This window comes from Aminobacter sp. LjRoot7 (assembly GCF_964252895.1).
Classification (GTDB): Bacteria; Pseudomonadota; Alphaproteobacteria; order Rhizobiales; family Rhizobiaceae; genus Aminobacter; species Aminobacter aminovorans_B.
This window is the reverse complement of record NZ_CAXUPX020000015.1, coordinates 1-22,840: the sequence shown is the minus strand read 5'-3', so window position 1 is coordinate 22,840 and position 22,840 is coordinate 1. Positions and strand designations below refer to the sequence as shown.

The window sequence follows — 22,840 nt, the reverse complement described above, 5'->3', positions numbered from 1 at the left end:
CGGCGCGCTTCAGATGAAGCGCGCCGTTTTCGTTTTCGAATTAGCGCCGCTTAACCGTGGTCCAATTCGCGCAGGTAGTTCGCAATGGCCTTGGCAGTTGCTTCTGCCGCCGACGCGGAAACCTCCGATTGCCCCATGTGGTCGCTGGCAAGCGACAGCAGGTAGTCCGTAACCTTCTCCACCGGCCAGCCATTCCGGCGCCCGGACGCGGCCTCGATCAGGTAGCTGTCATATTCGTCGGCGAAGGGTTCGTTGCGCCAGTCTGCACCTGGCGCGAGCAGGCCGATGGGGTCCCAGGTCGACCAGGCGATCTCACGCAACCTCGAAAGATCCAGGGACTTCGCATCGGGCATGACTGGCCGCCTGCGTTCGGGTCGATGTCAGCCGCAGAACGCGCGGACGATCTTGCCGTTCGTGGGGTCGGTTTCGACGGTGACGCGCTCCTGGCGAAAATCCATCGTCGCCGGATCACCCGGCTTGTGCTGGCGAACGATGGTCGCACCGGTGAGGCGCTTCACCTCGTCGTCGGCGAGCCGGTCCTTGCCGGCAAGTGATTCTGCAGCAGTGCGATCGCAGATTCCTGATGTCGGCTGTCCTGTCGCAGGCTCTTTCTGGCATCCGGCGAGAACGATCATCGCCGTGGCAATGCCGGCTGCAACGCGCAGGTCGATCATGGGCAAGGTCCTTTGATTCGCGATTTCAGCAGACGATCAGGCCGGAATGCGGCTGCACTATGCGCAAGGCGACGCTGCCTGTCATCGATGCTTGAAACTGTCTTTGGGGGAGAAAATGGTACGGTTGGGTGGGCTCGAACCACCGACCTCCGGATCCACAATCCGGCGCTCTAACCAACTGAGCTACAACCGCGTACCTGTTGGTGCGGCGTCAATACGGACTCTTCGGACGCATTTCAAGAGCTTTGCGCATATTCCACTGCGGCGATTTGCACTGCCTGTGGGAAGTCCTTGATTTCAGGCGTTCCGGGGCCGCCTAAAATAAGAAAAAGGCCGGCGGGAGGAGGTGCCGGCCTTTTCCTTTATGTGACCAGCGGGAGGAGGTGCTGGCCGCTTCGCCCGGCAGGCAGAGGGAGGAGGAACCACCCGCCGGGTATCTGGTTCAGGCGCGATCAAGCGGCCTTGAGGTCTTTCAGCGCCTTTTCGAAAGCGGTCTTGACCGGCTTCGAAACGTCTTCGGCGGCCTTCGAGGCAACGGCCTGGAATTCCTTGGCCTGCTCGACGGTCTGCTCGACGCGGCTGCGCAGATAAGAGGTCTGCAGCTCGACGATTTCCGACAGCGTCTTGGCGCCAGCGAGAGCTTCGAGGTGCGAGAAACCGGCCTCGGCATTGGTGCGGAGCGCGGCAATCGCCTTGAGCGACAGCTCGTTGGTCACGCTGCGGGCGGTCTCGTAGCTGGTCTCGATGGTCTTCTGGGCTTCTTCAGCGCCGGTCTTGAGCTTGGTGTAGGCTTCCTTGGACTGCTCGACGCCCTTTTCGGCGAAGGCGCGGAACTGGTCGGAGGCCTTGGAAACGTCGAAGCTCGGCAGTTCAACGGTATCTGCGAATTCTGCGGTCTTGGTCTTGGACATTGTCTCACCCTGTGGACTGGACGGGGTGGTTCACCCGTCTCGTTTATTCGCAACTCTCATATAGGGCATCTTATTGTGCATTGCAATATCCATGTTGCAGTGCACCATTTCAGGCCGGCGCGGGTTAACCACGTGACGAGAATAATCTCGCTCTATGACAGCTGTTTGCTAGACCTGAGCGATGACGGCTTTTATTAACAAAGCGTTAATTGTGAGAATGCGCGCCTTGCGGGACATGTGAATGCCGTCAGCAGCTTATTCCTTTATCGACGTCGCGGTCGTTGATCGTGTCAGGCAGCGTTTCGCTGCCGGTGACGCTATCGTCGTGCTGTCGGTCGATCTCGAGGACGTGCTCTGGGCCAATGGCCCGGGCGCTGCCGTGCTCGGCTATGACGACATCGATGCGGTGATTGGCGCGCCGTCGCGGCTGGGGCCGATCGCCCGTCGCCAGATATCAGCGACCTCAGGCTTTCCCGAAATCGGCCGCGACCGCTCCATCATGGTGCGCGTCGCATCGGGCCTGACGAGCACCGCCGTCGCGTTCGTCGCCAGTTCGGTCCGGCTGCCGGATGGCGCGACCGCCATCATGCTCGCCGTTCCCGCCAGCGCGCGCGGGGCCAGAGACATCGCCGCCAACGCCATCAGCGGCTTCACCGAGCAGGGGCATTTCCTGGCTTTCCTCGACGCCCATGGCGAGGTCGAGGCCGCAACCGACGGCTTTGCCAGGCTTGGCATCGCGCCTTCGACATTGGCCGGGCTGGTTTCGGCAGTCGGCCGCGAGCGCGACCGCATCATCAAGCGGGCCATCCCCGCGACCGGCGGCTATCTACCCGCCGGCCTAGCCCGGCTGACCGACGAGCCGGCACGACACCTACTGGTGGTGGTCGACGAACGCCTGGAGGTTATGGAAGACGCCGCCGAGGAGTTGGACGTGCGTGCCGCCAGCGCTGATGCATTGCAAGTCGAGCCGAAAGGCAGCCTCATTCCTGCACCTGCACCTGCACCTGCACCTGCACCTGCACCAGCGCACGACCACGCCGACCATGACCATTGGTATTTCAGCCCTGAGGAACGTGAAAGCCGGGCCGGCGCCACCGTCCGGGCGGCGATGGCCAACAGACCCGTTGCACCGCCGGTCGATGCTGACGTTATCGAAGCGGCAGCCGTGGAGCCTGCCGTAGGCGACGTGCCTATTGAGGGGGCGACCTCCGCACCTGAGCCGGTTGTCCAGCCAGCGACGCCGTCAGAGCAGGTCGCCCAGCCGGTGTCGCCGGAGCCGGTCGCCGAATCGGCGGACGTTCCGCAGACTTCGGAAAACCCGGCTGCGGTGATCGAAACGCCTGTGGCCGCACAGCCCGCGCCATCGCAGCCGGCACCACCCAGGCCAGCACCAGAACGTTCGACGGCCCCTGTCCGATTTGTCTGGCGCACTGACGCCGAAGGCCGCTTCAGCGCCATCTCGCCGGAGTTCGCGGCCGTTGTCGGCGATCATGCTGCCGATGTCGTCGGCCGCCGTTTTCAGGATGTCTCGACCACCTTCGAGCTCGACCCATCAGGCGAGATCGCAGGTCTCTTGCAGCGCCGCGACACCTGGTCCGGCCGTTCCGTGCTCTGGCCTGTCGCCGGCACCGACAGGCGTATCCCTGTCGACCTCGCCGCATTGCCGGTCTATGGCCGCGACCGCAGTTTCGAAGGTTTTCGCGGCTTTGGCGTCGCACGCCCCGGTGAGGCGGTCATCGACCACGAGCGCATCGGGCTGGCGCTGGTTCCCAACGGCAAGCATCCGGAAGATGCCGCGTCGCAAGCTGTCGTAGAGGAAGCGCCGGCTGCAGCCGAACCTGCCGCCGTCGAATCGACAGCTGCTGAAGCCGCAACCGTCGAACCGGCCGTTGCGGGGCTCACTGCAGCCGAGCCCGCCGCGACGGCGCCCGAAGCTGCGGCCGAAGTTTCGGAATCTCGTCCCGTCGAGCCGCCTGTGCGGGCTTCCGGCCCGAACAATGCCGACGATCCCTTTGCCGGCGAAGTGCCTGCCCTCGAGATCGATCGCAGGCATGATCGGCGCTATTCCGACAAGGTGATCCGCCTGGCCGAGCATCGGCCGACAACGGCGGAGGAGCCTGCCAACGGCAAGGGCCTGTCCAGCACCGAGCGCAGCGCTTTCCGCGAGATCGGCGAAAAGCTCAAGCGGGCGCATGAGATCGTCGCGGCAAGGCAGCAAGCCGCCGCCGGCGAGACCCTTGACTCGGAGAAGCCGGCAGCGGCGAAGGTCGCAGCGGAAACGCCTGTTCCGGAAAAGAATGGCGAGGCCGCCTCGGCCGAGATCGCCGCCTATACTGAAGCGGCGGCTGCGGAAACTGCCGAGAATGAGCTGGTGACCGCCGAAGCCCCTGAGCACGAGCTTTTGGCGGAAAAGCCGGAGCCGAATGGAGCGGTGGATGCCGCGGCGCCGGAGACGGTTGATGCGGCTCTGCCCGCGCCCGTAGAGCAGCCTCCGCTTGAGAGCGCGGAAATCGTATCGCTGTCGTCAGTGCGGCCGGTCGAGCCCATCGTCGACATCGATCGTGACCAGCCGGAAAAGCCGCCGCTACGCGCCGAGGACGTCATCCCGTCCTTCGCCGCCGGCCGCGACACGCCCGTCGATGCACCCATTCTCGAGCAGCTGCCGGTGCCGGTGCTGATCCATGCCGGTGACGTGCTGCATTACGCCAATGCGGAGTTCCTTGACCTAACCGGTTACGGCTCGGTCGACGAACTGGCGCGGGCCGGCGGCCTCGATGCCTTGTTCGCCGAGAGCTATGGCGACGAGCCCGGTTCCGACCATGATCTCAAATTGAAGACCCGCGACGGCGAGGAGTTCCCCATCGAGGCGGTGCTGCGTTCGGTGCCATGGCAGGACGGCAAGGCGCTGATGCTCGTCGTCCGCCGCATCAGCGCCGACGACGATGTCGAAGGTGCGGTCGAGCAGGTCGCCGAACTCGAAGAGCGTCTCGCCGAGATGCGCACGATCATCGACACCGCCACCGATGGTGTGGTGCTGATCGACCGCGACGGCGCCATCCGTTCGATCAGCCGTCCGGCCGAGGCTCTGTTCGGCTTTGACAGCGACGAGGTCACCGGCAAGCCGTTCTATTCGCTGTTCGCCATCGAGAGCCAGCGCGCCGCGCGCGACTATCTCGTCGGGCTGTCCGAACATGGGGTGGCGAGCGTGCTCAACGATGGCCGCGAGGTCATCGGCCGTGAGGCGCAAGGCCGTTTCATTCCGCTGTTCATGACCATCGGCCGCCTGCCCAACGACAGCGGTTTCTGCGCCGTCGTCCGCGACATCACCCAGTGGAAGCGTGCCGAGGAAGAGCTGACCCAGGCCCGTGCCGTGGCCGAGCGCTCGTCGTCGCAGAAGACCGATTTCCTCGCCCGCATCAGCCACGAGATCCGCACGCCGCTCAACGCCATCATCGGTTTTTCCGAGCTGATGGTCGACGAGAAGTTCGGCCCGGTCGCCAACGACCGCTACCGCGACTATCTCCGCGACATCAACCGCTCCGGCAACCATGTGCTGTCGCTGGTCAACGATCTGCTCGACATCTCTAAGATCGAGGCCGGGCAGCAGGAGATGGACTATGAGGCGGTGTCGCTCAACGACACGCTGGCCGAGACTGTCGCGATGATGCAGCCGCAGGCCAACCGTGAACGTGTCATCATCCGCTCCAGCTTTGCCTCGCGCCTGCCCGAGATCGTCGCCGACCGGCGTAGCATCCGCCAGATCGCGCTCAACGTCTTGTCCAATGCGGTGCGTTACACCCAGGCCGGCGGTCAGGTCATTGTCTCGACCTCCTACGAAACCTCGGGCGACATCGTCATGCGGGTGCGCGACACCGGCATCGGCATGAGCCAGGCCGAGATCGAGCAGGCGCTGAAGCCGTTCAAGCAGATCAACTCGCTGAAGCGCTCGCGCGGCGACGGCACCGGTCTCGGACTGCCGCTGACCAAGGCCATGGTCGAGGCCAATCGCGCCCGTTTTGCCATCGCATCGACGCCCGGCGAGGGCACACTAGTCGAGGTGACTTTCCCCTCGACTAGGGTCCTTGCCGAGTAGTGGCTTGTTAGTGAGGTGCGACATTTTCGCACATTTTCGTGAACAAGCCATGCGATTGTTAGAAATTGTCGAACAAGCCATTGAATCCGGTACGAAATGCTCCAGTTTAGAATTCTTCTAAACTATTGATATGGCTGGCCTTTAAACTTGACCGCAAGAGTCACGATGACCATAGGGGAGGCAGTCTCGAAATCGAGGCTGCCATGAGTTCCTCGAGGGAATTTGCCCCCTTTGGCCAGGAGAGAAAAATGAAGATTGGAAACGCCAGGTCGGCCATTGCAGGCGGCGCGCTTGCCATTGCCGCACTCTTCACCACGTCGGCGCTCGCCGATGGCGTCGTGAACATCTACACCTATCGCCAGCCTGATCTGATCAAGCCGGTTCTTGAGGCCTTCACCGCCGAGACCGGCATCAAGACCGAAGTGCTGTTCCTCGACAAGGGTCTTGAGGAGCGCATTCTGGCCGAGGGCGCCAATTCGCCCGCCGACGTCATCATGACCGTCGACATCGCCCGCCTGACCTCCGCCAAGGAGAAGGGCGTCACCCAGCCGCTGGTCGACGAGGAAGTCAACAAGCTGCTGCCGGCCGAGTATCGCGATCCTGATGGTAACTGGTTCGGCGTCACCAAGCGCGCCCGCGTGATCTATGCCTCGAAGGATCGCGTCAAGGACACGGCGATCACCTATGCCGAGCTCGCCGATCCCAAGTGGAAGGGCAAGATCTGCATGCGTTCGGGCCAGCACGACTACAACCTCGCCCTGTTCTCGTCCGCCATCGCTCATTGGGGTCCGGAAAAGACCGAAGAGTGGATGAAGGGGCTCAAGGCCAACCTCGCCAAGAAGCCTGACGGCGGCGACCGTCCGCAGGCTGGCGCGATTGCTGCCGGCGAGTGCGACATCGCCATCGGCAACACCTACTATGTCGGCCTGATGCGTAACAACGAGAAGGACCCGAAGGAAAAGGAATGGGGCAACGCCATCAACGTGCTGTTCCCGACCTTCGAAAACGGCCTGACCCACGTCAACATTTCGGGTGCCGCACTCGCCAAGAACGCGCCGAACCGTGACAACGCCGTCAAGCTGATCCGCTTCCTCGCCAGCCATAAGGCCCAGCAGGTCTACGCCGAGAAGAACTACGAGTATCCGGTCGAGCCGGGTCTCGAGCCGTCCGAGACGGTCAAGGCGTTCGGCACGCTCAACGCCGACACCCTGCCGCTGGTCGACATCGCCAAGGGCCGCAAGGCTGCTTCGGAAATGGTTGACCGCGTCGGTCTCGACGACGGCCCGAGCAGCTGATAGGCAGCGACATGAACTGAGGAAAAGCCGGGCCGGGCGATCGGTCCGGCTTTTCTGCATTGGCGCCTCGGCCCGAAAATCGGCATCGATTGAGGGGCGATGCGCAGATTCGACGGACTTGGAGCGTCGGTCGTGCATCCAGCGGACACGGCGCTCCAGAGGGGATTGATCTTTGCCGACGACAGGCGGAGCAGATGCGGAAGTATCAGGCGTGGCGTCAGCCGCGAACGCCCGGCCTTTGCCCGTCAAGCGCCTGCGCCATCCGCTGATCGGCATGCTGGCGCTCGCCGTCGGCGTCGTCGTCATCCTGCCGGTGTTGTCGCTGGCCTTCGTAGCGCTCTCCGGTAGCGGCGAGGACTGGCCGCATCTGATCGCCAACGTGCTGCCCGGCGCCACGCGCACGACGCTGGCGCTGCTGGCCATGGTCGCGGCACTGACCTCGATTGCCGGCGTCGCCTGCGCCTGGGCGGTCGTCGCTTATGACTTCCCCTTCCGCCGCATCCTGTCCTGGGCGCTGGTGCTGCCGCTGGCGGTGCCGCCCTATCTCGCGGCTTATGCCTTTGGCGAATTCTTCCACTATCAGGGACCGGTGCAGAGCCTGGTCCGCGACATCTTCGGCTTCCAGACGATCCGTGACTACTGGTTTCCCGACATCCGCTCGACCTGGGGCACGGCCTTCGTGCTCGCCTCGGTGCTCTACCCCTACGTCTATCTCACCACCCGCATCGTCTTCCTGATGCAGGGCCGCAACATCGCCGACGTCGCCCGCACGCTCGGCGCGTCGCCGGCGCGCGTGTTCTGGCGCGTGCTTCTGCCCGTGGCGCGCCCGGCCATCGTTGCCGGTGTCGCCCTAGTGCTGATGGAGACGATTAACGACATCGGTGCTGCCGAATATTTCGGCGTCCGCACGCTGACGGTCGCCGTCTACACTACCTGGCTCAACCGCGGCAGCCTCGAGGGCGGCGCCCAGATCGCCATCCTGATGCTGGTACTTGTCCTGCTTCTGCTCGTCGCCGAGCAATGGGCACGCCGGCGTCAGCGCTTCCATTCCGGGCGCGGCACACATCTCAAGGTCCATCCGCCACGCACAGCACTCAAAGGCTGGCGGCGCTTTGCCCTGCCTGCCGCCGTGTCGCTGCCGATCCTCAGCGGCTTCGGCGTGCCGATCACCATCTTCGGCCAATATGCCTCGCGCCGGCTCGAGCAGTTCGTTTCGCCCGACGTGGCCAGCGCATTCCTCAACAGCCTGATGACCGCGTCGCTGACGGCCACCTTCACCGTTGTCATCGCGCTGTTCCTGCTTAATGCCCAGCGCCTGTCGAAAGGTCGCGCCATGGCCGCCACCGTGCGGCTTGCCTCGGTCGGTTACGCGCTTCCCGGCGGTATCCTCGGGCTCGGCCTGCTGTTCGTTTTGGCGCGCTTCGACAATTCGCTCGATGCCTTCGCGCGCACATGGCTCGGCTTTTCGACCGGGCTCCTGCTCACCGGCTCGGCCGCGGCGGTGATCATCGCCTGCACCATCCGCTTCGTCGCCCTTGCCGAGGGTGCCGTTCGCTCCGGCATGGAGAAGTTGCCGGGCAGCCTCGACGAAGCCGCGCGCAGCCTCGGCAAGACTCCGGCGCAAAGCGCCACCAGCGTGCTGCTGCCATTGCTCAAGCCGGCGATCCTGACAGCCGCGGTTCTGGTCTTCGTCGATACAGTCAAGGAACTGTCGGCGACCATCCTGCTCAGGCCCTTCGGCTTCAGCACACTTGCGACGCATGTCTATGAAAACGCCTCGCGCGGCGTGCCGGAGGAGGGGGCGGTGGCGGCAATCGCCATCATCATCACCGCCATGGTGCCGGTGGTGCTGCTTTCGGGCGCACTGGTGCGCGACGCCGAAGCGTCGCTCTAAGTTCTTCTTTAGGTCAAGCTAAAGAAAAAGGCGCCGCTGGGGCGCCTTGAAGGTAGATGCTGTTTCAACGGGGACTTGAGCTGAACTGGCAATCCTCAAAGATGAGGAGCGGGATTTCTCCCTCAAGTTGACATCGACTATCGCGGTCGAACCTTAACAGCTCCTTACCTCAGTGATGAAAAATTTACGAAAGTGTACCACTCCTGAAGTCTAGGTAAATTTGGTGGTTACCTCTTGTTAAGCATGCCGCTTCGGCTCAGCTCCTGAGTTGCTCGATGTCGCTGTAGAGATCGAGCGCTTCGGGGTTGGCGAGCGCCTCCTTGTTCTTGACGGCGCGGCCATGGACGATGTCGCGCACCGCGAGTTCGGTGATCTTGCCCGACTTGGTGCGCGGGATGTCGGTCACGGCGACGATCTTCGCCGGCACGTGGCGCGGGCTGGCGCCGGTGCGGATCTTTGTCCGGATGCGCTTTTCCAGGTTTTCGTCGAGAGTGACGCCGGACGCGAGGCGGACGAACAGCACCACGCGCACATCATCGTCCCAGTCCTGCCCGATGCAGATCGCTTCGGCGATCTCCGGCATCTGCTCGACCTGGTTGTAGATCTCGGCGGTGCCTATGCGCACCCCGCCAGGGTTCAGCGTCGCGTCCGAGCGGCCATGGATGATCATGCCACCATGGACGGTCCATTCGGCGAAATCGCCATGGCACCAGACATTGTCGAAGCGCTCGAAATAGGCGGCATGATACTTCTTGCCGTCGGGATCGTTCCAGAAGCCGATCGGCATCGCCGGAAACGCCCTGGCGCAAACCAGCTCGCCCTTCTCCTGGCGCACCGGCTTGCCGTCATCGTTCCAGACATCGACGGCAAGTCCGAGGCCGGCGCCCTGGATCTCGCCGGTCCAGACCGGTTCGGTCGGCACGCCGAGCACGAAGCACGACACGATGTCGGTGCCGCCCGAGATCGAGGCGAGGTGGATGTCCTTCTTGATCCCGTCATAGACGAAATCAAAGCCTTCCGGCGACAGCGGCGAGCCGGTCGACGATATGGTGCGCACACTGCCGAGGTCATGGCTGTCGATGGGCCTGAGACCTGCCTTACGCACGGAATCGATGAATTTCGCCGAGGTGCCGAAATAGGTCATCTTCTCGGCATCGGCGAAGTCGAACAGCACGTTGCCGTCGGGATGGAATGGCGAGCCGTCATAGAGCAACAGCGTCGCCTCAGCGGCCAGGCCCGAGACCAGCCAGTTCCACATCATCCAGCCGCAGGTGGTGAAGTAGAAGAAGCGGTCGCCTGGCTTGAGCCCGGCATGAAGGCGCAGTTCCTTGACGTGCTGGATCAGCGTGCCGCCGGCCGAATGTACGATGCATTTGGGAATGCCGGTCGTGCCCGACGAAAACAGGATGTAGAGCGGATGCGAAAAGGGCAGGGGCTCGAACGTCACGGCCTTTGCCGCGAACGGTGCCAGCGCGTCGTCGAGCGCCTCGGCCCTGCCTATGGTGGCGGCGACATCACCGGCGGTGCCGAGATAGTCGACGACCAGCACCTTGGCGACGCTGCCGAGCTTGTCGGCAACGGCCGCGATCTTCGATCCCACCTCGATATGCTTGCCGGCATACCAGTAGCCATCGGGTGCGATGAACAGTTTTGGCTCGATCTGGCCGAAGCGGTCGAGCACGCCCTGTTCGCCGAAATCGGGCGAGCATGACGACCACACGGCGCCAAGCGAGGCGGTTGCGAGCATTGCGGCCACCGTCTCTGGCATGTTCGGCATCATCGCAGCGATCCGGTCGCCCTTGGTCACGCCGAGCGAGACGAACAGCTGCTGCAGCCGCGACACAAGTGCCGCGAGTTCGTCCCAGCTGAGCCGGCGCTCGACCTTGTCCTCGCCGCGGAAGACGATGGCCTCGCCATTGCCAGAGCCGCGCAACAGGTTCTGCGCGAAGTTCAGCTTGGCATCGGGGAAAAACTGCGCCCCAGGCATCTTGTCGCCGTCGACGAGCACGCGACTGCCCTTGTCGCCGATGACGCCGCAAAAGTCCCAGACCAGGTCCCAGAACGCCTCGCGATCATCGATCGACCAGGCATGCAGCTCGGCATAATTCGCGAATGACTGGCCGGCGCGCTCGCCCGCCGCAGCCATGAACGCCGTTAGGGGCGCTTGCGCCACCTGCGTTGACGAGGGCGTCCAAAGTGGCTTTTCGACAGTCATTAGCATCTCTCCCAGAACGCGCATGGTTATGCATGTCGCACTGCAGCAGATCAAGGAAATGTCGATTAGCGCCATTGCGCTGTGCGCAAACGTCATCGCATGGCCACAAAGACTTGAAATGCCGCGTTACTCGGTTACACCCGTTAGCCACAACGGCGCAGCACGGGCGGCACAAGGGCAACATGCCATCACCACTGTTCAGGCGCAGCATCTGGGCGATCACAGGACTCATCGTCCTGATCGCCGCTACGATTGCCGCAGTGCCGTTTATCGCTTCCACCCAGATCGTCAAGGACCGCATCGCCTTCGAGATGAGCGCGTGGAGCGGCTTCCGCGTTTCGATCGAGGGCACGCCCGACATCGAGATCTGGCCGGTGTTCCGGGCTACCCTGACCGACGTGACCCTGACCGACTGGGATGACGAGCAGGGCTCGCCGGTCATCGAGGCCGAACGCGTTGAGATCGAGCTGTCGGCGCTTTCAGCACTCAGCGGCAATGTCGATTTCTCCGACGCGCATTTCATCCGCCCGACTTTGCGCCTGAAGCGCCTTGCCGATGGCGGCGTGGAGATGCCGCATTCGACCGGCGGGCGCCTCAGCCGCGCTATCGAGCGCGCGCGTGCCACCGTCACGTCGAACCCTGTCGAACCTGACCTCAGCGCGCTGCCTGATGACGAGTTCGGCGCCGTCGAGTTCATCGACGGTCGTGTCGTCGCCGTTTCCGACGAGGGCGAGGACGAGATCCTGACAGACCTCACCGGCAAGGCCAGCCTGCCGGCGCTGAACAAGGCCGGCAAGCTGGCCGCAACCGGCGTGTGGCATGGCGAGCAGGTGGCGCTCGAATTGTCGTCGCCGCGCCCGCTGATGCTGTTTGCCGGTGGTGAGGCGCCGATCGTCGCTTCGTTGAAATCGGCACCGGTCGAAGCCTCGTTCGACGGTACCATCGACATGGGTCCCGACGCGCATGTCGACGGCCAGGCCAAGATCGTGTCGCCATCCTTCCGGCGCATGCTGGAATGGTCCAGGCCGGGCATCCTGCCGGGCAGCCCGGTCGGCTCGATCTCGCTCGCTTCCAAGATCACAGGCGATCTTTCCCGCCTCAAGATCGAGAACGCACAGGTCACGCTCGACGGCAATCCCGGCATGGGCATCCTCGACATGTCGTTCGACGGGCCGGTGCCGTCAGTTTCGGGAACGCTGGCTTTCGACACGCTCGACCTGATGACCTTTGCCTCGTCCTTCGCGCCGATGGCACCGGCAAACGGTGCAGCCAGCAAGGTCGAGATCGACACCAGCTTCTCCGACCGCATCAATCTCGACCTCAGGCTGTCGGCGACAAAGGCCACGGCCGGTTCCATAGCACTCGCCGAGGTCGCGGCCACGGCGCAGGTCAAGGGCGGGTTGGCGGCGTTCGATATTTCCGACGCTGAAGCCTTTGGCGGCAATGTCCAGGCCAGCATTCGTTTCGACCGCAAGCCGGGCGGCACGCAGGCCGAGATGCGGCTGCTCGCGTCTGATATCGATGGCGGCGCTTTTGGAACGGCGGCCGGCATGAGCCACATCGTGCCGATCGGCCGTGGCACGGTGTCGGTGATCCTCCAGGGCCCGGGCCTGAACTGGAACACGCTGCTGGAAAATGCCAACGGCTCGGTCGCCGCCACCTTCGGCGTCGGTGCCATTGTCGGGCTCGACCTGCCGGCCTTCCTCAAGCGTACGGCCGACCGAGGCTTCTTCTCGCTCGACGAGGTCTCGGGCGGCACGCTGCCGGTCGACGGCGTCGAGCTCAAGGCGACGATCTCCAACGGCGTTGCCAAGATCGACAAGGCCGAGGCGCGCACGCCGACGAGCCGCATCTGGCTGACCGGCATCGTGCCTTATGTCGGGCGTGGGCTCGCGCTCTCGGGCGCGGTCGAAGCCAAGGAAATCACCGCCTCCACCTCGACGACGACAACCCCGGTCGCACCGGCAGTGCCGCCTACGGCGTTCTTCGTCGGCGGCTCGTGGAGCGCACCGTTCATTTCGCCGCTGGTGGCACCGGTGATCTCGTCGCCGACGGGCGACTGACCCTCTATCGCTTTAGAACAGGCTGCCCTGATTGCCAGGTTCCCTAGCCTTCGCAGCGGGCCTCGCCGCCGGCTTCGGCTTGGCCTCGCCGACGATCGCATCGCCGCTGGTGGCTATCGCATTTGTGGTACCGTCGGCAAATTCGATCGACAGCGCAGCATCCGTGGCCACCTCGGCGGCACGTTTCAGCACCGTTCCGTCAGCATCGCGGATCAGCGCGAAACCGCGCGCCAGCACCGCTTTGTGCGACAGCGTCGCCATCAGCCGGTCGGCCTGCGACAGGCTCGTCCGCGCTCGTTCCAGCCTGCGTCCGACCGCCAGCGTAGCGCGGCGTTCGAGCGCCGTGAGCTGCTGGCCAAAGGTCTCCTGTCGCCGAACCAGCGGTTCCGGCGACAACCGTCCCTTGGTGCGGTCGAAGCGTATGCGCTTTTCGCGCACCATCGCCCGAAGCGCTGCGTCGGCGCGCAGCATGTCGCGGTCGAGATGACGGCGCGTCTCGCCGATGCGCCGGGCCAGCGTCGCCGGCGACAGCCGCACGGCGGACAGCCGGGCGCGCTTGCGCTCGGTGGTGACGGTTAGCGCGCGGCCAAGCCGGCTGGTTGCCTCGTCGAAGCGGCGGCGCGGCAACGCCAGCAACTGGTCGGGGGTGGGCAGGGCGCGTGCGGCCGCGCGAACTGCCTGTCTGCGCCGGTCGATCATGCGGGAAACAGCGCCGCGCAGCCGTGCGCCAAGATTGGCGAGCACGGCCTCGAGTTCGGCTTTGACCGGCACTGCAAGCTCGGCGGCACCCGTCGGTGTCGGCGCACGCCTGTCGGCGGCAAGGTCGATCAGCGTCCAGTCGGTTTCGTGGCCGACGGCCGAGATGACCGGGATGTGCGATGCCGCAACGGCGCGGATCAGCGCTTCGTCGTTGAAGCCCCAGAGGTCTTCGAGGCTGCCGCCGCCACGCGCCACGATCAGAAGGTCGGGGCGGCGAATAGTGCCGAGCTCGGGCAGCTCATTGAAACCGTTGACCGCAGCGGCCACTTCCGCGCCCGACGTCTCGCCCTGCACCCGCACCGGCCAGACCAGCACATGCAGCGGGAAGCGATCCTTGATGCGGTGGATGATGTCGCGGATGACGGCACCGGTCGGCGACGTCACCACGCCGATCACCAGCGGCATGAACGGCAGAAGCTGCTTGCGGCGGTCGTCGAACAGGCCTTCGGCGGCCAGTCGCCGCTTGCGCTCTTCCAGCAGCGCCATCAGCGCGCCGGCGCCGGCGGGCTCGAGATTGTCGATGACGATCTGGTATTTCGACGAACCGGGATAGGTGGTCAGCTTGCCGGTGGCGATCACCTCCATCCCTTCTTCGGGACGGAATTTCAGCCGGCTCATCGTGCCTTTCCACACCACCGCCTCGATGCGCGAACGATCGTCCTTCAGCGAGAAGTAGGCATGGCCCGACGAATGCGGTCCGCGATAGCCCGAGATTTCGCCGCGCACGCGCACATTGCCGAAGGCGTCCTCGACGGTGCGCTTCAGCGCGCCGGAAATCTCGCTGACGGTGTATTCGGCAGCGTTGGTGCGTGATTCGGTGGCAAGTTCGTTCATGGCGCGATTGAGGGCCGCGTGGCCCTGCTCGTCAAGCTTTGCGGCTCAGTTGCCGACTACCATCCCGGCATGATGTGGCTCGGCTTGAGCCGCCGGCCGCGCGCGGCGGCAAGGGCTGCGAAATCGAACGTCCCGCTCTCCTCTGTCAGCGGCACCGAGATGTTGTCGAGGCTCTCCGAGATATGCCGGGCCAGCGCGTCGACAATCTCCGGCCGGCTGGAATGGCCGCGCAAGATGCCGATCTGGCAATCGGGCAAGGCACCGAAGCCGTCGGCTTCGCCAAGCACGCGCATGCCCGGCCGAAGCGCGCATTCGGGCAGTACTGATACGGCGAGGCCAGCCAGCACGGCGGCGGTGATGACATTGGCCGACCAGCTGGTGAACAGCACGCGGTGCTCGCGGCCGCTGGCCTGGAGCCGTTCCGTCGCCATCTGCCGCCACTGGCAAGTCGGGCGGCCGAAAGCCATCGGCAGGATCGGTTCCTCATGCACCATGTGGCTGGCCGACGACACCCACAGAAGCGGCTCGTTGCGCACGATCTCGCTCGGCCGCGTGTCCTCACACTGGGTCACCAGCGCGATGTCGAGATTGCCGCGACGGATCTGGTCGGCAAGATTGACGGTCGGCTCGCATAGCACCGATAGCTCGACGCGCGGATTGGAGCGCGAGAAGCGCGCCATGATCTCGGGCAGGAAGCGGTCGGCATAGTCGTCCGGCACGCCGATGCGGACCGTGCCCTCCAGCGCCTTGTCGTCGAAGGCGGCCAGCGTCTCGCGGTTCAGGTGCAGCAGCCGCCTTGCATAGGTGAGCAGGCGTTCGCCTTCTTCAGTCAGCTTGTTCATGCGCCCTTCCTTTTCGAAGAGCGCCTTGCCGATGCGGTCCTCGAGACGGCGCATCTGCATCGACACCGCCGACTGCGTGCGGTGCACCTCGTCGGCGGCGCGCGTGAAGCTGCCGGTGTCGACGATGGAGATGAAGGTATGGAGCTGGTCAAGATCGAGCGGAGCGGCCATCGACGTTTCCATCATGAACATTGATGGTAAAGATTAGAAACATTCGTTGGATTAATCAATACGCTGATGGCAATCTCGCATTGTCCACATGAGGCATGTGAATCGGAACCGATGCGGCGGCTGAAGGAGCGTCGATCGGAACGGGACCCGTTTGTCCCCGATCTGAGAGGAGATCGTCATGACCACGCTCGACCATTGCACTGAGACGACGCATTCCGCGGCTCGGCCGGTGAATGCGATGCGTATCGTCAATTATACCGCCGATCTCTTCCGTGCCTGGAAAAATCGCCGCGCCTTCTATCGCCTTGGCGAGTTGAGCGACACCGAGCTCGCCGATGTCGGCCTGACCCGCAGCGATCTGTGCGTGGCTGTCGACCTGCCGTTCGCCACCGACCCGACCGTGCGTCTTCGCTCGATCAGGCAGGCGCGCAGCGAAAACATCGAAGTCATGGCGCGCCGCGTCGCATAGCCGAAATCTGCTTTTGCAGGCTCCCCACTCCCAGCCGGTCCCCGCCGGCCTCGCCTGCATGCTGCCCGGTCCTCCCAAGGACCGGGCTTTTTCGTATCTGGGAGGCGTTCCTCTGGCATTCAGATCAGATTTGCGACGTTCTTCCTTAAGCAGCAGCCGCGAGGATGAGCCCGCCGACGACGGCGAAGTTGATGATGAATGACGAGCGCAGCCCTTGTCTCTCCGCACCCGTATAGCGCCAGAAATTGAGCGCCATCAGTGACGCGGCGATGGTGAACAGGATCAGCGCCACCGCCGCGTAAGGACGCATCACGCCGATCGCCAGGCACAGGCCGGCGACGATCTCGACGATCGAGCCCAGGGCAAGCAGAAGTGCCGCCGCCGGAAACCCTTTGTCGGTCAGGTAGCCGGTAACAGTGCGAAAATTCCAGAAATGTTCGACACCAGCCCAGACGAACACGCCGCCGAGCAAGATGAAGCCGAGGTTCTCGGCCATCGTTGCCATCTCAATTCGCCGACCACACCGCCAGTTCGTAGCCGTCGGGATCTGCGAAGTGGAAACGCCTGCCGCCGGGAAATTCGAACACAGGCTTGACGATCCTGGCGCCAGCAGCCTCAAGGCGGCTCTGTGTTGCGGCGAGATCATTGGCATAGAGGATCACCAGCGGTCCACCTGATCTCACCGGGCCGCCTGTGGTAAGTCCCCCGGTCAGTCGGCCGTCGGTGAATTCGCAATAGGTCGGGCCGTAGTCGGTGAAGCTCCAGCCGAAGGCCTTGCCATAGAATTCACGCGACCGCGCGATGTCGCTGACGTTGAATTCGATGTTGTCGATCCGTCGATCGTTTCCGCTCGTACCCATGGCAAATCTCCTGCGTTTCTTGGGGATAGCCGCCGATACCGAATGGGGTGCCGGAAATCTTGAACGAAACGGCCAGTCAGCCCCAGTCAGCTATGGAACTGGCGCACGAAGCTTCCGGCGGTCATGCCGCACAAAGTCTGGATCTCGCGGCCGAGATGCGCCTGGTCTGCATAACCGGCCTCGTAGGCAAGGCCTGCCATGCGCTGCTTGCCCTGCGAGCGCGCGAGGGAAAGGAAGTTCTGGAAACGCAGGATACGGTCCAGCGTCTTTGGTCCATAGCCGAAATAGTCGTGGCTGCGCCGCCTCAGCGTGCGCTCGCTGATCTCAAGGCGATCCACCAGCGACGAAATCCTGCCGCCGACGTCATCCGACCCCGATGCCATTGCCGCAAAGATTGCACCTGCGTCGCGCGCCGGGCGCTCCAGCTCGGGAAGCTGCTTGAGCAGCTGTTGCTGCAGCACGGCGGCCTGCCGTTCGATGGTCGGCGCATCGCCGATCCGCTCGCACAGGTCGCGGGCAACGGCTGGATCCCAGAGGTCGGCGAGGTCAACCGCCTGGCCGACGATCGCGCTCATAGGTGTACGGAGCCAGCGGAGTGCCGCTCCCGGGCGGAAGCGAATGCCCAGCACCGTCGTTCCGCCACGCAACTCGGGATTGGCGGCGACCACATCCGGTCCGACGACCTCTAGCCGTCCGTCCTTCCACAACAGGTCGACGCAGCCGTCCGGCACGACGGCCACAGGCCCGAAATGATCCCTGGGGATGGCGTTGGTCCACACGCATTGGAAATGCGCGTCGAGGCCTGGCATCGGTGCCTGCTCGTCGTAGTGCCCGAGGCAATTGGCGAGCACCGGCACCGTAGACTTGTTCGCGCCGCCACCGGTTGACATCTCAGGCGAGGTTCGCATCGAGCATCAAGCCTTGCAGGTGATCAGCGATACCTGTCCATGCCCTTGCTGAACTGGTCGAAGATCGACTCGACACCCTTCTGGTAGTCGTCGCGCTGCTGGCGCCCGGTCTCGAACATCTTGCCGAACAGGTCGTCATAGGGGTTCTTCGCCCGCCCGCTCGGATTGGCCTGCTCCTGCGGCCGCTGCCTTGGCTGTGGCTCGGGTTCCGCAGACTGGCCGCCACCGAGCATCTCTTCAAAAATCTTGCCGAGCGGGTTGTCGCCATAGGGGCTCTGCTGCGGCGCCTGCTGGCGCGGCGAGGGTTGCGGCTGACCCTGGCCGCCACCGAACATGTCCTTGAGCACCTTGCCGAACGGGTTGTCGAAGGGATCGGGCGCCTGGGTCTGCTGCGGCGCCCGCTGCTGTGGTTGCTGGCCGCCGCCCATCATGCCGCCACCTTGGCGCATCATCTGCTCGATGATCTCGCCGAGCGGGTTGTTGCCGCCGCCCATGCCGCTCGCCGCCTGCATCTGCCCCGTCGACTGCTTGAACAGCCCGCCCATGATCATCGAGGCGATGACGGGCAGCATCTGCTTGAGCACGTCCTGGCCGATACCGGTCGCCTGCGCCGCCTGGCCGGCAACCGCGCGCGACAGATCCTTCGAGCCGAACAGGTGGCCGAGAATGCCGTTGCCCTCGTCGACGCCCTGAGGCGAGAAGGCGCGGGACGCGTCCTCGAAATATTTGGCATGCTGGCCGCTCGCCATCGCCTGCAGGAAGGAACCCACGCCATAGGGATCAGACGCATTGCGCTTCAGCCCCTGGCTGAATGCCGGCATCAGCGCCTCGATCGCCGATTGCGTCTGCTGCTGGCTCAGCCCGAATTGGCGCGACAGCGCCTCCATGCCGTTGCCGTTCTGGGCATTGGCCAGCATCTCGAACAATGGCAGCATTTTTTCCTCCTCAGGAGCTTGAGCCGAGGAGAAACGTAGAGCGTTTCCAGCGTCGATTGAAGGGGCTATCGGAGCCTAGTAGGCATACTCCAGGAACGCCGGTTCGATCGAACCGCCCCAGCGCGTGTTGTAGGCGTTGAGCATTTCCTCGGCACTCGTCGTACCACGCGCGATCACCTCGTCGAGCGTGTTGAGGAAGCCGGCCTCGTCGAAGCCTTCGCGATTCTTGCGGCCGCGATTGACGAGCCCCTGGCGCGACAGTGCCAGTACTTCGCGTCCGATCTCTCGCAGCGTGGTGTTGCGGAACGGGGCCGCGATGCCTTGCTCGGGCACGGCGTCGCGCATCGCCAGCGTTTCGGCATAGGTCCAGTTGCGGGTGAGTTCTTCGGCGGCATCGAGCGTTGCCGGGTCATAGAGCAGGCCGACCCAGAAGGCGGGAAGGGCGCAGATGCGACGCCACGGGCCGCCATCTGCGCCGCGCATCTCGAGGAAACGCTTGAGGCGCACGTCGGGGAACAGCGTCGACAGGTGGTTGGCCCAGTCGCCCATCGTCGGCATGCCGTCGGGGATTTCGTTGCGTGCCGCACCTGCCATGAACTGGCGGAAGGTGATGTGCGTCATGTCGCGGTACTGCTCGTCGCGGATGACGAAATACATCGGAACGTCGAGCGCCCATTCGACATAGTCGGCAAAGCCGAATTCCGGCGAGAAGCAGAATTCGAGCAGGCCCGAGCGCTGGTTGTCGGTGTCGCGCCAGATGTCGCCACGCCAGCTCTGCATGCCGTTGGGGCGGCCGTCGGTGAAGGGCGAGTTGGCGAACAGCGCCGTCGACAGCGGCTGCAGCTTGAGCGACACCTGCATCTTGCGGCGCATGTCGGCTTCGCTTTCGAAGTCGAGATTCACCTGGATGGTGCAGGTCCGGTACATCATGTCGAGGCCCTTGGTGCCGACCTTCGGCATGTAGGCGGTCATGATGTCGTAACGCGACTTGGGCATGCGCGGCGTCTCGGCCAGCGTCCATTTCGGGCTGCCGCCGAGGCCGAGGAAGCGGATGCCGAGCGGTTCTGCGATCTCGCGCAGCTGTGCCAGATGCGCATTGCCCTCGCGACAGGTCTGGTGGATCGTTTCGAGCGGCGCGCCGGACAGCTCGAACTGCCCACCCGGCTCGAGCGAGATGGCGCCCTGGCCGGTCGGCTCGACGAGGCCGATGATGCGCCCGGCGTCGATGATCGGGTCCCAGCCGAGCGTCTTCTGCATGCCTTCGAGCAGCGCGCGGATGCCGCGGTCGCCGCCATAAGGAACAGGCGCGTTACCGTCGACATAGAACGGGAATTTCTCGTGCTCGGTGCCGATCCGCCATTTGTCGCGCGGCTTGTTGCCGGCTGCGAGATAGCCGACGAGTTCGTCCATCCCCTCGATAGGCCGGAAATCGGTGGTGTCGCGCGCCATGTATGCTTCTCCTGAAGGCGGAAGGACCGCGGGCGCTTGATGGACGATCGAGCGCTCGCCGATCAAGCGAAAAATCCTGAGCCTTCGTCAACAGGAATTGATCGTTTCGGGTGCCGATAGTGAAATCTTGATGCTTGGATTTGTCCTGTTGCGGACTGCACGTCCCAAATCCGCGGTTTTTGCGACTGGTTTACGCTAGCGCCGCCTTCACCAGCGTCGCCGCAGCCTCGCCGGCGGTTTCCATATAGGAGGCGTCCCGGTTGAGCAGGACGATGGCGAAGCAGCCGTCGAGCAACAGGATGATCTGCCGCGCCAGAAGCTCGGGCGACCTGACGCCCTCGGCGGCGAAGGCGCTGGCCAACCAGGCCTCGACGCGCTTCTTGTGCGCGATGCCGGTCTTGATCGCGGGGTGCCCGGGCATATCCGCCAGTTCGGCTGCTGTGCGCAGATAGCCGCAGCCCTTCCATCTGGGGTGCCGCGCGGATTTGGCGAGATTCTCGAAGATCGCCCGAATTTTCTGGTCGATCCCGCCCTCCGCTTCTTCGAACCAGCGCTGGAACAGCGCCAGATTGGGCTGGTCGCGGCCGTCGAGATAGGCAGCGATCAGCTCGTCCTTGCTCTGGAAGTGATAATAGAGCGTGCGCTTGGTAAGCCCCGCCTTTTCGGCCACGGCATCGACACTGACGGCACGGATGCCCTCGCCATAAAACAGCTTCGATGCCGCATCGACGATGCGCTGGCGCGTCGGTTTCCCGGCTGTCTTCATCCGAAAAGTATACCGACTAGTGAGTGTAGCTGGGAAGGGGATTTCGCTAGCGCTTGAGGGCGAAAAGCGAGGTGAACCATGTCGATTGCCGTTTTTGTGAGCGAGCCCAGATCAATCGAGGTCGTATGCGCCGACGGTGTCGTGCTGCGTGGTCATATCTGGCCGCACGCGCGTGGCGAAAAGGTAGGCACCGTCATCGTCAACCCGGCCACCGGCGTGCTTGCCAGCTACTATCATCGCTATGCGATGTTTCTCGCCGGTCGCGGCTTCGACGTCGTCACCTATGACTATCGCGGCATCGGTGCTTCGCGCACGGTGCGACTGCGCGGTTGCGGCCATCGCTGGCGCGACTGGGGCGAACGCGATTTCGAGGCGGTGCTGCGGCTGGCCAGGCGCCTCGATCCCGGCGCGCCCCTGATGGTGGTGGGACACAGCATCGGCGGCGTCTTGCCCGGCCTGGCTGAATCCGCGCCTGGCATCACCCGCATGCTCACGGTTGGCGCTCAATACGCCTATTGGCGCGACTATGCCGCCGCCCACCGCCCGCGGCTGTTTCTCAAATGGCATGTGGCCATGCCCGTCATCACCGCCCTCTGCGGTTACTTCCCTGGAAAGCGGGTCGGCTGGCTCGAGGATCTGCCCAAGGGGGTCGCTAACGAGTGGAGCTTTCGTAGCGCGCGTATCGAGCTGAGCCACCCCGAGGCGGAGCGCGGCGACGTCCTTCGCCGCTTTGCCGCGGTGACCGCGCCCATCCTCGCCGTCTGCCTCACCGATGACGAGATCGGCACGCCGCAAGCCATCAGCCGTGCGCTTGGCTACTACACCGGTTCGAACACGACGCAGGTGCTGCTGTCGCCCGGCGACTTCGACAAACGTGAGATCGGCCATTTCGGCCTGTTCCACAGCCGCCATGCGCCCGATTTCTGGCTCGACACGCTGTTGTGGCTGCGCGACGGCATCAATCCGTGGCCGGGCAAGGTGCTCTGACGACTACCAGTCGCCGATCGTTGCCTGGATGACGGCAAGGGCTGCCACGGCCGCAGTGTCGGCGCGCAGGATGCGCGACCCCAGAGGAATGGCCGTGACAAAGGGCAGGGCGCGCAACATGCGGCGTTCCTCGTCGGAAAAGCCGCCCTCCGGCCCGACCAGCAGCGCCAGCTTGCGCTCCTTGATCCCCTGCAGCGCAGCCATCGGATTGTTGGTCGAGGCGTCCTCGTCGCAGAAGATCAGCCGCCGCTCCTTGTCCCATCCGGCGAGCAGCTGCTCCAGCTTCACTGCGTCTCGCACGTCTGGAATGGCCAGGATGCCGCATTGCTCGGCGGCTTCCACGGCGTTGGCCCGCAGCCGGTCGATGCTTGGTTTCGCCAACTGCGTGTGCTGGGTGATGACGGGCACCATTGTGCCAGCGCCCATCTCGACGGCCTTCTGCACGAGATAGTCGAGCCGACCGACCTTGAGCGGCGCAAAGCAATAGACGAGGTCGGGATGCGCGGGTTGCGGTCGCTGCAGTTCGAGAACCTCGAGCCGCACCGCCTTCTTGGTCCTGCCTGTGATCCTTGCCGACCATTCGCCATCGCGGCCGTTGAACAGCAGCACCTCAGCGCCTTCGCCGAGGCGAAGCACATGGGCGAGATAGTGGCTCTGCTGCGGGTCGGCGTCGAAGGCCGAGCCAGCAGAGAGGTCATCAGGCACGAATAGCCGT

At 64.2% G+C, this 22,840-nt stretch carries 19 protein-coding genes and 1 tRNA gene; 6 read left to right on the top strand and 14 right to left on the bottom strand.

Annotation, left to right across the window (positions count from 1 at the left end; all coding sequences use genetic code 11):
- Positions 1-50: 50 nt before the first annotated feature.
- The 4 genes from ACSQ3E_RS28080 to ACSQ3E_RS28065 form a co-directional block, all read right to left on the bottom strand.
- Positions 51-353 carry a hypothetical protein gene (locus tag ACSQ3E_RS28080; protein WP_436125185.1) on the bottom strand — a complete coding sequence of 101 codons (303 nt, stop codon included), beginning with the start codon at positions 351-353 and terminating at the stop codon, positions 51-53.
- A gap of 27 nt (positions 354-380) precedes the next feature.
- Complete coding sequence (locus ACSQ3E_RS28075) at positions 381-674, bottom strand: I78 family peptidase inhibitor (RefSeq protein WP_436125184.1); 294 nt, start codon at positions 672-674, stop codon at positions 381-383.
- Positions 675-790: 116 nt separating this feature from the next.
- A tRNA-His gene (locus ACSQ3E_RS28070) sits at positions 791-867 on the bottom strand.
- A 259-nt stretch (positions 868-1,126) separates the two neighbouring features.
- Positions 1,127-1,585 carry a phasin gene (locus ACSQ3E_RS28065; RefSeq protein ID WP_436125183.1) on the bottom strand — a complete coding sequence of 153 codons (459 nt, stop codon included), beginning with the start codon at positions 1,583-1,585 and terminating at the stop codon, positions 1,127-1,129.
- Between the two features lie 241 nt (positions 1,586-1,826).
- On the opposite strand from ACSQ3E_RS28065, the gene ACSQ3E_RS28060 reads away from it, so the two are divergent.
- The 3 genes from ACSQ3E_RS28060 (at position 1,827) to ACSQ3E_RS28050 (ending at position 8,867) form a co-directional block, all read left to right on the top strand.
- On the top strand, positions 1,827-5,678 hold the full coding sequence (locus tag ACSQ3E_RS28060; RefSeq protein ID WP_436125182.1) for a PAS domain S-box protein: 3,852 nt from the start codon (positions 1,827-1,829) through the stop codon (positions 5,676-5,678).
- 248 nt (positions 5,679-5,926) lie between these two features.
- On the top strand, positions 5,927-6,973 hold the full coding sequence (locus ACSQ3E_RS28055; protein ID WP_436125181.1) for a Fe(3+) ABC transporter substrate-binding protein: 1,047 nt from the start codon (positions 5,927-5,929) through the stop codon (positions 6,971-6,973).
- Between the two features lie 274 nt (positions 6,974-7,247).
- Complete coding sequence (locus ACSQ3E_RS28050) at positions 7,248-8,867, top strand: ABC transporter permease (RefSeq protein WP_436125231.1); 1,620 nt, start codon at positions 7,248-7,250, stop codon at positions 8,865-8,867.
- A gap of 256 nt (positions 8,868-9,123) precedes the next feature.
- On the opposite strand, the gene ACSQ3E_RS28045 is transcribed toward ACSQ3E_RS28050, so the two are convergent.
- On the bottom strand, positions 9,124-11,082 hold the full coding sequence (locus tag ACSQ3E_RS28045) for an acetoacetate--CoA ligase (RefSeq protein ID WP_436125180.1): 1,959 nt from the start codon (positions 11,080-11,082) through the stop codon (positions 9,124-9,126).
- Between the two features lie 182 nt (positions 11,083-11,264).
- Here ACSQ3E_RS28045 and ACSQ3E_RS28040 point away from each other — a divergent pair, with 182 nt between their 5' ends.
- Positions 11,265-13,145 (top strand): AsmA family protein, encoded by a 1,881-nt coding sequence (locus ACSQ3E_RS28040; protein ID WP_436125179.1) that lies wholly within the window; start codon positions 11,265-11,267, stop codon positions 13,143-13,145.
- A 12-nt stretch (positions 13,146-13,157) separates the two neighbouring features.
- Here ACSQ3E_RS28040 and xseA read toward each other — a convergent pair whose 3' ends face one another.
- Positions 13,158-14,738 carry an exodeoxyribonuclease VII large subunit gene (gene xseA, locus ACSQ3E_RS28035; protein ID WP_436125178.1) on the bottom strand — a complete coding sequence of 527 codons (1,581 nt, stop codon included), beginning with the start codon at positions 14,736-14,738 and terminating at the stop codon, positions 13,158-13,160.
- Positions 14,739-14,794: 56 nt separating this feature from the next.
- Complete coding sequence (locus ACSQ3E_RS28030) at positions 14,795-15,751, bottom strand: LysR substrate-binding domain-containing protein (protein WP_436125177.1); 957 nt, start codon at positions 15,749-15,751, stop codon at positions 14,795-14,797.
- 178 nt (positions 15,752-15,929) lie between these two features.
- Here ACSQ3E_RS28030 and ACSQ3E_RS28025 point away from each other — a divergent pair, with 178 nt between their 5' ends.
- Complete coding sequence (locus tag ACSQ3E_RS28025; RefSeq protein WP_436125176.1) at positions 15,930-16,220, top strand: DUF1127 domain-containing protein; 291 nt, start codon at positions 15,930-15,932, stop codon at positions 16,218-16,220.
- A gap of 145 nt (positions 16,221-16,365) precedes the next feature.
- Here ACSQ3E_RS28025 and ACSQ3E_RS28020 read toward each other — a convergent pair whose 3' ends face one another.
- The 6 genes from ACSQ3E_RS28020 to ACSQ3E_RS27995 form a co-directional block, all read right to left on the bottom strand.
- The gene (locus ACSQ3E_RS28020; RefSeq protein ID WP_436125175.1) at positions 16,366-16,725 is read right to left on the bottom strand and encodes a DoxX family protein; all 360 of its coding nucleotides are present in this window, start codon (positions 16,723-16,725) and stop codon (positions 16,366-16,368) included.
- A gap of 1 nt (position 16,726) precedes the next feature.
- A complete protein-coding gene (locus ACSQ3E_RS28015) occupies positions 16,727-17,080 on the bottom strand; it encodes a VOC family protein (RefSeq protein WP_436125174.1) in 354 nt (117 codons plus the stop codon).
- A gap of 86 nt (positions 17,081-17,166) precedes the next feature.
- Positions 17,167-17,988 (bottom strand): DUF6597 domain-containing transcriptional factor, encoded by an 822-nt coding sequence (locus ACSQ3E_RS28010; protein WP_436125173.1) that lies wholly within the window; start codon positions 17,986-17,988, stop codon positions 17,167-17,169.
- A 23-nt stretch (positions 17,989-18,011) separates the two neighbouring features.
- Positions 18,012-18,923 (bottom strand): DUF937 domain-containing protein, encoded by a 912-nt coding sequence (locus tag ACSQ3E_RS28005; protein ID WP_436125172.1) that lies wholly within the window; start codon positions 18,921-18,923, stop codon positions 18,012-18,014.
- Positions 18,924-18,998: 75 nt separating this feature from the next.
- Positions 18,999-20,372 (bottom strand): glutamate--cysteine ligase, encoded by a 1,374-nt coding sequence (locus ACSQ3E_RS28000; protein WP_436125171.1) that lies wholly within the window; start codon positions 20,370-20,372, stop codon positions 18,999-19,001.
- A gap of 190 nt (positions 20,373-20,562) precedes the next feature.
- The gene (locus ACSQ3E_RS27995; RefSeq protein ID WP_436125170.1) at positions 20,563-21,138 is read right to left on the bottom strand and encodes a TetR/AcrR family transcriptional regulator; all 576 of its coding nucleotides are present in this window, start codon (positions 21,136-21,138) and stop codon (positions 20,563-20,565) included.
- Positions 21,139-21,216: 78 nt separating this feature from the next.
- Between ACSQ3E_RS27995 and ACSQ3E_RS27990 the strand changes: the two genes are divergently transcribed.
- Positions 21,217-22,125: an alpha/beta hydrolase family protein gene (locus ACSQ3E_RS27990; protein WP_436125169.1), complete on the top strand. Its 909-nt coding sequence runs from the start codon at positions 21,217-21,219 to the stop codon at positions 22,123-22,125.
- Between the two features lie 3 nt (positions 22,126-22,128).
- Here the strand turns inward: ACSQ3E_RS27990 and ACSQ3E_RS27985 are convergent.
- Positions 22,129-22,840, bottom strand: a 712-nt coding sequence (locus ACSQ3E_RS27985) for a 16S rRNA (uracil(1498)-N(3))-methyltransferase (protein ID WP_436125168.1), incomplete at its 5' end; no start/stop codon positions are given.